10 protein-coding genes are annotated in these 12,002 nt (G+C 71.6%); 3 read left to right on the top strand and 7 right to left on the bottom strand.

All coding sequences use genetic code 11. The annotated features are described in order from the left end of the window. Positions 1 to 275 precede the first annotated feature (275 nt). From ACZ5VC_RS04615 to ACZ5VC_RS04605, 3 genes are all read right to left on the bottom strand, one after another. On the bottom strand, positions 276 to 3,098 hold the full coding sequence (locus tag ACZ5VC_RS04615; RefSeq protein ID WP_469118611.1) for a helix-turn-helix transcriptional regulator: 2,823 nt from the start codon (positions 3,096 to 3,098) through the stop codon (positions 276 to 278). Positions 3,099 to 3,343: 245 nt separating this feature from the next. After that, positions 3,344 to 4,426: a magnesium/cobalt transporter CorA gene (corA, locus tag ACZ5VC_RS04610; RefSeq protein WP_469118610.1), complete on the bottom strand. Its 1,083-nt coding sequence runs from the start codon at positions 4,424 to 4,426 to the stop codon at positions 3,344 to 3,346. Between the two features lie 88 nt (positions 4,427 to 4,514). Next, the gene (locus ACZ5VC_RS04605) at positions 4,515 to 5,084 is read right to left on the bottom strand and encodes a histidine phosphatase family protein (RefSeq protein WP_469118609.1); all 570 of its coding nucleotides are present in this window, start codon (positions 5,082 to 5,084) and stop codon (positions 4,515 to 4,517) included. A 286-nt stretch (positions 5,085 to 5,370) separates the two neighbouring features. Between ACZ5VC_RS04605 and ACZ5VC_RS04600 the strand changes: the two genes are divergently transcribed. Beyond that, the gene (locus tag ACZ5VC_RS04600) at positions 5,371 to 5,595 is read left to right on the top strand and encodes a CbtB domain-containing protein (RefSeq protein ID WP_469118608.1); all 225 of its coding nucleotides are present in this window, start codon (positions 5,371 to 5,373) and stop codon (positions 5,593 to 5,595) included. A 14-nt stretch (positions 5,596 to 5,609) separates the two neighbouring features. Further along, the gene (locus ACZ5VC_RS04595; RefSeq protein WP_469118607.1) at positions 5,610 to 6,401 is read left to right on the top strand and encodes a CbtA family protein; all 792 of its coding nucleotides are present in this window, start codon (positions 5,610 to 5,612) and stop codon (positions 6,399 to 6,401) included. Here the strand turns inward: ACZ5VC_RS04595 and ACZ5VC_RS04590 are convergent. Continuing rightward, entirely contained in the window at positions 6,374 to 7,015 is a 642-nt protein-coding gene (locus ACZ5VC_RS04590) for a hypothetical protein (protein WP_469118606.1), read from the bottom strand. The genes ACZ5VC_RS04595 and ACZ5VC_RS04590 overlap by 28 nt on opposite strands. Before the next feature lie 424 nt (positions 7,016 to 7,439). Here ACZ5VC_RS04590 and ACZ5VC_RS04585 point away from each other — a divergent pair, with 424 nt between their 5' ends. After that, a complete protein-coding gene (locus ACZ5VC_RS04585; protein ID WP_469118605.1) occupies positions 7,440 to 8,297 on the top strand; it encodes a helix-turn-helix transcriptional regulator in 858 nt (285 codons plus the stop codon). Here the strand turns inward: ACZ5VC_RS04585 and ACZ5VC_RS04580 are convergent. The 3 genes from ACZ5VC_RS04580 to pepN form a co-directional block, all read right to left on the bottom strand. Next, positions 8,269 to 8,508, bottom strand: a complete 240-nt coding sequence (locus ACZ5VC_RS04580) for a DUF397 domain-containing protein (protein WP_469118604.1) — start codon at positions 8,506 to 8,508, stop codon at positions 8,269 to 8,271. The genes ACZ5VC_RS04585 and ACZ5VC_RS04580 overlap by 29 nt on opposite strands. 3 nt (positions 8,509 to 8,511) lie before the next feature. Next, positions 8,512 to 9,318 carry a helix-turn-helix domain-containing protein gene (locus tag ACZ5VC_RS04575; protein WP_469118603.1) on the bottom strand — a complete coding sequence of 269 codons (807 nt, stop codon included), beginning with the start codon at positions 9,316 to 9,318 and terminating at the stop codon, positions 8,512 to 8,514. 72 nt (positions 9,319 to 9,390) lie between these two features. Continuing rightward, positions 9,391 to 11,982 (bottom strand): aminopeptidase N, encoded by a 2,592-nt coding sequence (pepN, locus tag ACZ5VC_RS04570; protein WP_469118602.1) that lies wholly within the window; start codon positions 11,980 to 11,982, stop codon positions 9,391 to 9,393. Positions 11,983 to 12,002: the final 20 nt, after the last annotated feature.

Here is a 12,002-nt window from a genome sequence, read left to right as displayed (position 1 = left end):
GGTCCTTTTGTCAATGTGGAAACGGTTAAATCTGCTGTCATGTAGCGGCGGTTGGGCTGGTGCCGTTCGTGCCTGTGCCTGTGCCTCGTGTCTGGCAGGCAGGCCGGGTAGAGGGCGAACTCGCAGGTGGAAGTGGGTCTATGGTCGGTCTGGTGATCCCTGACGGGAGGGCGCGCACCTGCCGCACCCCGTCCCGTCCGACCCAGGAAACGTACCAACTGCACGGTTTCGTATCTGCCGTGAAGACCGACACCTCGGTCGCGTCGCACCCGTCCTCACGCGGCGCGTCCACTGCCCGCCTCCGTACCGAGACCGGCCGGCAGCTCCCTGCGGTGCTTGATGCCGAGCTTCCGGTACGTACGGGTCAGGTGCTGCTCCACCGTGCTGGGAGTGACGTACAGCTTGGTCGCGATCTCCCTGTTGGTGTAGCCGCGCACGGCGAGCGCCGCGACGCGCCGCTCCGACTCGGTGAGCGCGGCGCCGGCCGCGTCGGACTCCGGCCCCTTGGCAGCCGAGTCGCCGCCGAGCTCCTCCGGGGCGGACAGCAACTCCTCGGAGAGCGGCCCGGCGTCGCACAGCCGCGCCATGTGACGCGCCCGGCGGAACAGCATCCGGGCCCTGCGGCTGTCGCGCACCGCGTAGTGGGCATGGCTCAGATCGGCCAGCACCCGCGCCTGTTCGTACCGGTCGCCGCACTCCTCGAAGAGGTCCAGCGCCTCCGCGAGGAGCTGCGGTCTGCGCTTCGTCGGCCCCGACGCCGCCATCAGCCGCAGCGCGAGACCCCGGGAGTACGGCGCGGCCGCGTCGGGCCGGCCCAGCTGGTCGTACGCGAGCTTCTTGGCCTGGTCGGTGTTGCCGAGCCGCAGCCATGCCTCGGCCGCGCCGATCCGCCACTGCGGCAGCCCCGGGACGTCCAGACCCCATGCCCGCATCCGCTCACCGCAGGACAGGAAGTCGGCCAGCGCTGCATGGCAGTGATTGGTGGCCAACTGGTAGTGGCCGCGGGCGTGGAGATACGTCAGCCCGTGCCGGGTCTCGAACATCTGCTCAGGCACCGACTGCGTCAGCCGCCGTGCGACCTCCGCGTGGTCGCCGGTCCGGGTCGCCGCCAGGATCAGGGTGCCCAGCGGGAGCCCGACCAGCGTGCCCCACGCCTTCGGCGGCAGGACGGCGAGCGCGAGCCGGGACTCGGCCAGCGCGGTCGTCAGCTCGCCGGTGCGCAGCGCCGCCTCCGCCTTCGCGGCGGCCAGGAAGGCGCGCAGCGTGGCGGGCAGCCGGTGGGGGTCCCTGGCGGTGAGCCGGTCGCACCAGGCCAGCGTGTCCGCGGGCCGCCCTGCGGCCGTGAGGACGCCGAGCGCGGTGAGCGCGGCCTCCTCGGCCCACTCGTCCGTACGGACCCGCTCCAGGTCGCCGAGCAGCCACTCCGCCCGCTCGGCGGCCTCCTGCGGCCGGCCGCGGGTCAGGGCGTCGGCGAGCAGGCCCGTGGAGTGCAGCAGCGGTCCCGTGCGGGCCGGGAACCCGGCGCCGGGCAGGGCGCCGCCGGCCGCTTCGTTCTGGGGCGCCGCCTGGGGGCGGCTCTCCAGCGCCAGCGAGGGGTGCGTCCAGGCGATCCAGTGCTCGAAGTCCGGGAGTTCGGTGGACTGACCGGGCAGCGGGACCCGGCTCGTGGCCCGCAGCCGCTGGAGCGTCCGGCCCGCCTCCTCGGTGCGGCCGTGCCACAGCAGCCGGCGTATCAGCGCGATCCGCTCCGGTTGCCCCAGACGGCCCGCGCCCGCCGCGGTGGTGAGGGTGGAGAGGTGGCGGCCGGCCGCGGAGGGATTGCCGAGCCACTCGACATGGAGGAGCCGGGCAAGGATGGACGTACGCCCGGCCCCGTCTTCGCAGAAACGATGCGCCAGTTCGAGGCACGCGGTCGCGGTGGGCCGCCGGTCGGCCAGCAGGGCGCGCTCGGCCGCCTCGCGCAGCGCGTCCACGGCCCACGCGCCGGGTGCCGACTGCGCCTCGACGAGATGCGCGGCGACCCGCTGCACCGTCGCTCCCCGCTGGTGCAGCAGCCGGGCGGCGGCGAGCTGGAGGGCGTCGCGGTCGGTGCGCGACAGGGACTCCAGAACCGCGAGCCGGGCGACCTCGGAGCGGAACCAGCCGCTTTCGAGGAGCCCCGCGTCGTTCAGCGCCGCCCGGACGGCGGTCGCCTCTGCCGCCGACACGCCTGCCAGCTCGGCCAGTTCCCCCTCGCCCGTCTCACCGTGCTCCTCGTGACCGAGGACCGCGAGCGCCCGGACCACGGCGAGCGCGGTCGCGTCCCCGCGCTCCAGATGGCCGGCGAACGCCAGACCGTAGCCCTGGGGCCGGATGCCGCCGGAGACGAGATGGTCCTCGACCAGCGCGGCGAGCAGCAGCGCGTTGCCGCCCGACACGGCATGGAACTCCGGCGCGAGCGTGCGCGCCTCGTCCGCCCCGAGCCGCTCGGTGAGCAGTTCGCGCACGCCCTCCGGGGTGAGCGGATCGACCCGCAGCCGGTGGCAGTACGGACGCCGCTGCAACTCGGCACGGAACAGCGGAAGTTCCGGGCGGATACTGGTGTCGTCCGCGAGCACCAGCAGAATCGGCACCGGGCCGATACGCCGGGCCAGATGCAGCAGACAGTGCAGCGTCGCCGCGTCGGCGTGGTGGACGTCGTCCACGGCGATCAAAAGCGGCTCCCGGGCGGCCAGTTCGAGCAGGACCCGGCAGACCCGGTCGAAGACCTGCACCAGTCCGGCCCCCGGGACCTCCGCGGCCTCGCTCTCCCCGGCGGCCTCGGCGCCCCTCTCCAGCCACGGGGTCACCTCGCGCACGACCCCCTCGGGAAGCGCGGCCCCGTGGAAGAGCTGCGCCAGGACGCCGAACCCCAGCGCCCGCTCCGCCCGCGCCCCCACCGCCCGCAGCACCCTCACACCGGCGTTTTCCGCCTGTGCGATCGCATAGTGCAACAGCTCGGTCTTCCCGTTCGGTCCGGGTCCGTCCAATGCCACCGCGCTGCCCTTGTAAGCCGCACATTCGGCCAGCAGACGGTCGAGCAATTCCGTATGTCCGTTCCGCTCAACGAGTCCCACCATTTCCCCCTCGCTCGCCTTGCTCCGCGCACCGCACGGAATTGGGTTCGAGAACACATGAGCGAGCCTAGGCATGGCCGGTAATCGCACCGGCCCTGAGATGCAACCCCCCAGTAATCGGGCATCCTCCCGGCTGGTGGGGGACGCCTAGGGGGTGGGGGATGGCCGGATTCCGTTCCGGCGGCGGCCGGGAGGACAGCCCGGCCGGGTGTCCGGTAAGCCGCTGACGCGCCGTCCGGACACGGGTGTCACAGCCAGCCGTTGCGGCGGAAGCTCCTGTGCACCAGGAAGCACGCCACCGCCATCACGCCCATGACGAGGTAGTAGCCGTAGGTCCAGCGCAGCTCGGGCATGTGCTCGAAGTTCATGCCGTACACCCCGCAGACCATGGTCGGCACGGCGACGATCGCCGCCCACGCCGTGATCTTCCGCATGTCCTCGTTCTGCGCCACGGTCACCTGCGCCAGGTGGGCCTGCAGGATCGAGTCCAGGAGGCCGTCGTAGGAGGCGATCTGCTCGGAGATTCGGGAGAGATGGTCGGCGACGTCACGGAAGTACGGGTGCATGTCCGGGCCCACCGGTGGCAGGGTCCGGGTCGCCAGGGCCTGCAGCGGGCGGTCCAGGGGCGCCACCGCCCGCTTCAGCTCCAGCAGTTCCCGCTTCAGCTGGTAGACCCGGCCCGCGTCACCCCGGCTCGCCTGCTCGCTGAAGACGGCGCTCTCGACGGCGTCGAGGTCGTTGCGCACGGCGTCGGTGACGGCCAGGTAGTCGTCCACGACGTGGTCCGCTATGGCGTGGAGCACGGCGGCGGGCCCCATCGCCAGCTGCTCGGGCGAGGCCTCCAGCTGCTCCCGCAGCGGGCCGAGCGAACCATGCATGCCGTGCCGGACGGTGATGACGAAATCGGGACCGGTGAACACCATCAGTTCACCGGTGTCGACCACCTCGCTGGTCGCGGTGAGCTCCTCGTGCTCGACGTACCGGACCGTCTTGAAGACGGCGAACAGCGTGTCGTCGTACCGCTCCAGCTTGGGCCGCTGATGCGCCTGTACGGCATCCTCCACGGCCAGCGGATGCAGCCCGAAGAGCTCGGCGAGCCCGGCGAACTCCTCCGCGGACGGCTCGTGCAGCCCGATCCAGACGAATCCCGCGCCGGACTTGCGGGCCCGCCGCACCGCCTCCTCGGCCGGGCACGAGCCGGTCTGCCGTGCCCCGCCCTCGTACAGCACGCAGTTGACCACCGAGCTGCCCAGCGGAGATCGCGCGGGGTGGCTCAGGTCCACGGTGCGGTGGTAGGCGCGGCGCACCACGCGCCGGAGGTTGCTGATCATCGGCACGGCAGGCTCCTCGAAACGACCGGCGGACCAGTGTGCCACCGGCTCGGCGCGCCGTCGCCCCGACGGGCGGGGTGCCCGGCCGTCAGGCGTCCAGCGGACGGCCCGTCCGGAGGTTCCAGCGTCCGGACCGGCCACTGAGGTCGGTGGCGGTGAGCGGGCGGACGTCCAGGCGCCAGAAGGTCGCGTCGGGGAGGGCCAGGGCGTGGACGACGGCGGCCCGCACCACGTCCGGTTCGACGACGGCGACGACACGGCCGCCGCCTTCGGGCAGCGCGTCGAGCCAGGCGCCGACCCGGGCGCGCAGGTCCCGCAGCGGCTCGCCGCCGTGCGGCGCGGCGGCGGGGTCGGACAGCCACGCGGCGACGGCGTCCGGTTCGGCGGCCATGACCTCCTCGAGGGTCCGTCCCCTCCACCGGCCCATCGCGCAGCCGGCGAGGGCGTCCGCGGGCACGGCCCGCAGACCGAGCGCCTCGGCGGTCCGCAGGCAGCGGGCGGACGGTGAGGCGTGCACCCGCTCGGCCCCGGCGAGGGAGCCCGCCGCCGCCCCGGCGCGCGCGAGCCCCGCCGGATCGAGGGGGCCGTCGTCGTCGAACCGGGCTTCCCGCAGGGCCTGGTTGACCGCCGGGGACACGAGCGTGATGTGTACGGTCATCGTTCCTTCAGAGGGCCGGGTCGGCGGCGTGATCAGGGGGGATCGGGGGTGTTCAGGAGTGATAACGGACTCACGCCCTTGGCGGGGTGCCCTCCGCGCGGTACGGTCACGGCGACATCTGAACATCGTGACGACGGCGAGACGGAAGTCCGGTGGAAATCCGGCACGGTCGCGCCACTGTGAACCACGGCGGTGTCCCGACAGGGACGGCGCCGGGGCGAGTCAGACCCGTGGACCGTCGTCGTGCACCACCATATGGGACGCGTGTTCCCCGAGGAGGTTCCCCATGGCCGAGGCGATCGTCTCCGCTTCCGCATCCACCCCTTCCCTGCCCGTCCCGGCGCTGCCCGTACGCGCCGTGCTCCCCTGGGCCGTGTTCGTCGGTCTTCTGGCGCTGATCGCGCTGTACTTCGTGGGCGCCGAGCAGGGAGCCACCTCCGTCTTCGCCGGGGCGGACGTGCACGAATGGGTCCACGACGGGCGTCACCTGCTCGGTTTCCCCTGCCACTGAGAGGCACCGAGCACATGTACGCCTCAACTGTCAGAGGCCTCCTGGTCCGCGGCATGCTCGCGGGCCTGATCGCCGGACTGTTCGCCTTCGCCGTCGCCTACGCGGTCGGTGAGCCCCCGGTGGACGGCTCCATCGCGGTGGAGGAGACCCAGGCCGCGGCCCAGCATGCCCACGCCGGACACGGCGCGGGCGCCGCTCCCGCCGGGGAGGAAGCCGGGGAGGAAGAGGAACTGGTCAGCCGTGCGGTGCAGTCGACCGCGGGGCTGGCCACCGGTGTCCTCGTCTACGGCGTCGCCCTCGGCGGCATCGCGGCCCTGGTCTTCTGCTTCGCCATGGGACGGCTCGGCCGGTTCAGCCCCCGGGCGACGGCCGCGCTCACCGCGGCTGCCGCCTTCACCACCGTCTATCTGGTGCCCTTCCTGAAGTACCCGGCGACACCGCCGGCGGTCGGCAATCCGGACACCATCGGCAAGCGCACCACGCTGTTCTTCCTGATGATCCTGCTCAGTGTGCTGCTCGGCATCGCCGCCGTGATCGCCGGCCGCAGGCTGGCGCCCCGCCTCGGCAACTGGAACGCGACCCTCGTCGCGGCGGCGGGCTTCGTCGCCGCGGTGGTCGTCGCCTTCGTCTTCCTGCCGTCGAACGGTGACGCGGTCCAGGCCGGGTTCCCGGCCGCGCTGCTGTGGGAGTTCAGGGTGGCGTCGCTGGCCATTCAGGCCGTGCTCTGGGCCGTTTTCGGCGTCGTCTTCGGCGTACTGGCCCAGCGTGTCCTGGCGTCTCACTCACCCGCGGTGAGCACCAGGTAGCAGTAGTCGTCCAGCATCTTGGCCAGTGGCCGCCCGGCCACACCCAGGGCGCCGGCGAGGGACGCCTCGTCGGCGCCCGCCTCTTTGAGTACCGCCCGGCCCCATGCGCGGCCGATCGTCTGGTGCCGGGCGAAGGCGGCGCCGTCCCGGCTGCCGTGCAGGGCCTGGGCGATGGCCGCGTCCCACGGCATCAGCGCCTGCGGGCGCAGCGCGTGCAGGAGTTTCGACGCCGCGGTCGGGCCGAGCGGGCGGGGCCGGCGGGCCAGCGCCGCCGGAGTCGCGCTCAGTTCCCCGAAGCAGGCCCCGGCCCATTCGATCTGCTGATCGGTGAGATCCGTCAAAGCGACGCCGGGAAGCGGGAGTCGGCTGCCCCAGCGCTGCCACCAGCCGGCGATGCCGGTGTGGAACAGATCGGGCTCTCCCTCGCGCGGGTAGCGGATGCGGCAGCCGGCCGCGTTCAGCCAGCGCAGCAGAGCGTCGCGATGTCCGGCGACGGCGGGGTCGGCGTGCGGCCCGGTTTCCCCGGTGAACGTGCGCCAGGACCGCTCGGCGGCCGTGTAGCGGGTGTAGGCGGTCACCGCCCGGCGCAGTTCGGCGAGTGTCGGTCCGTCCACGGGGTCACCTCATTGAAGAGAAGATGAAGAGAAATGGAAAAGGCCCCGCCGCCGCCACTCGGGGACGGTCACGCGGCCGGATGGACGTAGAAATGTTTAGCAGAGAATTAATATTCGGTCCGGGCGGCGGTCGCCGGTAATGGTGCTGGGCAAGCGAGTTGGGAGTCTCCTGGCTGAAAGCTTGCCTCCGGGCAGGGGCGGCGCCATTATGCTCCAGGAGGGCGAGTTACGGGGGGCAATAGTGGACAAACGGGATTTTATCGGTGATCCCGCGTCCGGTCAGCGGCTTGATGACACCCATATGCGGGTCTACAAGTGGGCCATCGGACGGGACTTGGTGGCCGTCGATCAAATAGCGGATGTCCTGAGCCTTTCCCGCGAGTCGGCTCAAGAGGCCCTTGAGAGGCTCGCATCTGTCCAGTTGATGGAGGAATTCCCGGTCGAGAACCCAAGGGGAACGGGTTCCTCCAGTTCTCTCTGGCGGGTACTCAACCCGCAGATCGCGGCGGCCCGTCTGGCGGCGACGGAGTCACGGCTCCGCAGTCTGATGGTCGATCTGAGGATTTCTCGCCAGAATTTCGACGAGTTGTCCGACCTCTACTCGATTCACGGGGACGTCAATACCACCGCGGCATCCGTCGAGGTCCTCGGCGCCGCCTCCGACGTGGTCTCCCTCGTCGACGAGGCGAGCGCCCGCGCGAAGCTGGAGATGATCTCCTGCCAGCCCGGCGGCGGGCGCCCGCCGGAACAGCTGGAACAGGCCCTCACCCGCGACATGGAGCTGATCAAGCGGGGGGTGCGGATGCGGACGCTCTATCAGCACTCGGCCCGCCACCACGCCCCGACCCGCACCTATGTCGACCAGGTCACGGCCCTCGGTGCGGAGGTGCGCACCAGCGCCGAACTCTTCGGCCGGCTCATCTCGTTCGACCGCACCATCGCCTTCATCCCGCACCACTCGGTCACCGGGGCCGCGGCCATCATCCGGGACCCGTCGATGATCGCGTTCCTCTACAGCGTGTTCAACTCCGCCTGGGACCAGGCCACACCGTTCGGGCAGGCCATCACCACCGAACCCGAGGAGTCCGCGCAGCTCAACGACACCCACCAGGTGATCCTGCGGTTACTCAGCGAGGGCCTGCGGGACGAGACGATCGCCCGGCGGCTCGGCGTGTCCCTGCGCACGTGCCGCAAGTACATCGCGGAGATCTTCGAACAGCTCGGCGCCGAGAGCAGGTTCCAGGCCGGATACATCAGCGGACGCGGTCTGCACCTGAACTGAACGCACCAGCCGGCGCGCCCGCGACGCCGGCGACGAACGCCGACCACGCACGGCCGTGGAAGACGATCACCCGGCCCGCGGGCACCTTGCTGTCCCGTACCGGGACCGCGTCGCACAGGCCGTCGCCGACCATGACGCAGTCCCCTCCGTTTCCACTGCTGTAACTGCTGGTGCGCCACGTCACGCCCCCGAGGCGCGGTGCGTCGTTCATCGGTCACAGCTCCTTCATGACGGTTCTGATCAAATCCCGCGAGGCGTCGGGTGCCAGGGCGGTCCGCCGCAGGAGTTCGTGCGTCTCGACGGCGGCCTGGAGCTCGTCCGGCTCGACGAGGATCCGGCCGCGGAAACAGCCGTCCTCGTACCCCGTGTCGTCCCCGTGCACCGAGGACAGCACGGTGAACGAGCCGTACCCCGCGTGCGCCCCCGAGGAGTAGGGGATCACCTGGATCACGGTGCCCGGCGTGGCGGACGCGTCGAGCAGCCGGCCCAGCTGTGACCGCATCACCGCACGGCCCCCGATCTCCCGGCGCAGCACGCTCTCGTCGAGCACCGACAGCAGCACCGGCGGGTTCTTCCGGGCCAGGACCCGCTGGCGCGCCAGGCGCGCGGTCACCAGATCCTCCACGGCGCCGAGCGGCCCCGAGGAGAGCACCGACCGCGCGTAGTCCTCGGTCTGCAGCAGACCGGGGACGAACTGCGCCTGGAAGGTGCGGATCAGCCCGGCCGACGCCTCCTTCTCGACGAACGGCCTGAACCACGCCGGGTAGGCGTACTTCACCACCCGTGGCCACAGCCGCTGGAAATGACCATGGGTGGCGAAGAGTTCGTCGAGGCGCACGGCGAAGGGGAGATCGGGGATCCGCTTCGCGGTCTCGATCTCGCCCAGCACCGCCTGCACCACACCCACCATCCTCGCCAGCTCCGGCTGGGACAGCCGCTCCCTGGTCCGCAGCTGCAGCAACTCCGAGGAGAAATGGGCCAGCACGGACGATCTGGGGTCCGGTACGTCGTGGGTGTTCATCAACGGGTCACCCCTCCCTTCCTGCTCGCCGGCGTCGCGGCCCGCCTGGCCGCGATCTGCCCGGATGGGGCCTCAGCCGCGTGCCGCGTCGACCCGGCGGGCACGCAGGGAGCGGATGACCTCGTCGCGTCCTTCGATCAGCAGCCGGCGCAGCGCGGCGGGGGTCTCCCGGGCGAGATGGGCGTCGGTACGGTCGACGGTCTCCTGCTCGACCAGCAGCCGGGGGTAGAGACCGATCACGACATTGCGGGCCACCTCCGGCGAGCGTTCGGACCAGACACGGCCGATCTCGGCGAAGTACCGCTCGGCGTGGTCGCGCAGCAGCTCGGGCCGGTCGCCCTGGACGACTCCGAGGCCGATGGAGCTGAAGGGGCCGCCGATCAGGGCGCGCTGGGTGCCGTTGCTGACCTCACCGCGCACGGCGGCCTCCCACGCCTCGGCCCTGGCCGACAGGTCCGGCCGCGCGGCCAGCGCCCCGGCTGCGTTCTCCGCGCCCGTCGTGGTGCCGTCCCGCTCCCGCTCGGCCTCGATCTCCGCCTCTCCCGCCTCTCCCGCCCGTACCAGCGCGGCCAGCAGGGCCCAGCGCAGCTCGGTGTCGACCACGAGGCCGTCGACCGTGACCGTGCCGTCGCGCAGGTCCGCGATCAGCCGCAGGTCGGCGGGGCGGTTCGCCACCCGCGCCAGCAGCAGCGCCCAGGAGAGCTGGACGTCACTGCCGGGCACCGAGGAGGTCAGCCGCTGCCGCGCCGCGTCGGCCACGGCGTCGCTCGATTGCTGCCGTGCCTCCGGGGCCACGTACTGGTCGAGGCTGGTCAGCAGGGAGCTGTGCAGGGTCTGGACAACCTCGGTGTCGGTCTCGCTGTCCGCGCCGGCCAGGACCAGGCGGATGTAGTCGCGGGCGGCCAGTTCGCCGGCCCGGACCATGTCCCAGGCGGCGGCCCAGCTCAGGGCGCGCGGCAGCCCGTCGGTGAACTCGCCGACACCACGCGGCGATTCGAGGAGCGTGGCCAGTGAGTGCGGGTCGAGCCGGAGTAGGGCGTAGGTGAGGTCGTCGTCGTTGAGCAGCACCACGTCCGGCCTGGCCGTGCCGATGAGCGCGGGGACCTCCGTGCGCGCCCCGGTCACATCCACCTCGACCCGGCCGACCCGTTCCAGGCCGGAGTCCCGGCGGGAGTAGAGGCCCACGGCCAGCCGGTGCGAGCGCAGCGCGGGGTGCTCGGCGGGCGCCTCCTGGAGGACGGCGAACGAGGCGAACGCGCCGTCGGCGTCGAGGGTGTACTCGGGCCGCAGTGTGTTCACGCCCGCCTGCCCCAGCCACTCGCGCGACCAGGCGCCCAGGTCACGGCCCGAGGCCTCCTCCAGCGCGCCGAGCAGATCGGCGAGGGTGCTGTTGCCCCACTCGTGCGCGGCGAAGTACTTCCGCATCCCGGTGAAGAACGCCTCGTCGCCCACCCAGGTCACCAGCTGCTTGATGGCCGAGGCGCCCTTGTAGTAGGTGATGTGGTCGAAGTTCTCCAGCGCCTGCTCGATGTCGCCCGCGGGGCTCGCGATGGGATGGGTGGACGGCAGCTGGTCCTGACGGTAGGCATTGGCCTTGTCGGCGTTGGCGAAGCCGGTCCAGGAATCGGTCCAGCGGGTCGTCGCCACCTGGGCGCGCACCGACATGTAGGTGGCGAACGTCTCCTTCAGCCAGATGTCGTCCCACCAGCGCATCGTCACGAGATCGCCGAACCACATGTGGGCCATCTCGTGCAGCATCGTCGCGGCGCGCCGGTGGCGCACCGCGTCGGTCACCTTGGACCGGAAGACGAACGTCTCCCGCAGGATCACCGTCGCCGCGTTCTCCATGGCGCTGAGGTTGTACTCGGGCACGAAGATCTGGTCGTACTTGGCGAAGGGGAAGGCCGTCTCGAAGACCTCGAGGTAGTAGTCGAGGCCGCGCTTGGTGATGTCGAAGATCTCGTCGGCGTCCAGATGTTCGGCCACCGAGGCACGGGCGGCCACCCGCAGCGGGATCTCCTGCCCGGACTTGGCGGTATAGCTGTCGCGCACCACGTGGTAGTCACCGGCCGCGAGTGAGGTCAGATAGGTGGGCAGCGGGGGCGTCGGGGCGAACCGCCAGACGGCGGCGTCGGCCGACACCGGCTCCGGCTCGGGAGTGGGGGAGGCGGAGAAGACCGTCCAGCCGGCGGGCGCGGTCACGGTGAAGGTGAAGGGCGCCTTCAGATCAGGCTGTTCGAAGGTGGTGAAGACCCGGCGGGCCTCCTGCACCTCGAAGTGCGTGAAGAGATAGACCCGGCCGTCCACCGGGTCGACGGAACGGTGCAGCCCGGCACCCGAGTTGGTGTACGCGCAGTCCGCCACGACCCGCAGCACGTTCTCGGCGGCCAGCCCGTCCAGGGCGATCCGCTCGCCGCGGTGGACGGCCGCGGGGTCGAGCGACCGCCCGTTGAGGGTGATCTCGTGGACATGGGTCGCCAGCAGGTCCGCGAAGGTCGACGCCGCCTCGGCCGCGCCGTCCTGGTGGGCCGTGAAGGTGAGCGTGGTGGTGGAGCGGAAGGTGTCCGCGCCACGCGTGAGGTCGAGTTCCACCTCGTACGACGTCACGTCGAGCAGCGCGCCGCGGACGGTCGCTTCCTCATGGGTCAGATTGGTGCCGGTCACGGGGGAGGCTCCTTCGGCGT

It is taken from the genome of Streptomyces sp. NPDC033174 (assembly GCF_055577795.1).
This window is presented reverse-complemented; position numbering and strand designations above follow the sequence as displayed.

Excerpts from the sequence above, each read along its gene's own strand:
- ACZ5VC_RS04595 (WP_469118607.1), top strand. The coding sequence starts at position 5,610 with ATGTACGCCTCAACTGTCAGAGGCCTCCTGGTCCGCGGCATGCTCGCG.
- ACZ5VC_RS04580 (WP_469118604.1), bottom strand. The coding sequence starts at position 8,508 with ATGAACGACGCACCGCGCCTCGGGGGCGTGACGTGGCGCACCAGCAGT.
- corA (WP_469118610.1), bottom strand. The coding sequence starts at position 4,426 with ATGATCAGCAACCTCCGGCGCGTGGTGCGCCGCGCCTACCACCGCACC.
- ACZ5VC_RS04585 (WP_469118605.1), top strand. The coding sequence starts at position 7,440 with ATGGAGGAATTCCCGGTCGAGAACCCAAGGGGAACGGGTTCCTCCAGT.
- ACZ5VC_RS04605 (WP_469118609.1), bottom strand. The coding sequence starts at position 5,084 with ATGACCGTACACATCACGCTCGTGTCCCCGGCGGTCAACCAGGCCCTG.
- ACZ5VC_RS04575 (WP_469118603.1), bottom strand. The coding sequence starts at position 9,318 with ATGAACACCCACGACGTACCGGACCCCAGATCGTCCGTGCTGGCCCAT.
- ACZ5VC_RS04600 (WP_469118608.1), top strand. The coding sequence starts at position 5,371 with ATGGCCGAGGCGATCGTCTCCGCTTCCGCATCCACCCCTTCCCTGCCC.
- ACZ5VC_RS04615 (WP_469118611.1), bottom strand. The coding sequence starts at position 3,098 with ATGGTGGGACTCGTTGAGCGGAACGGACATACGGAATTGCTCGACCGT.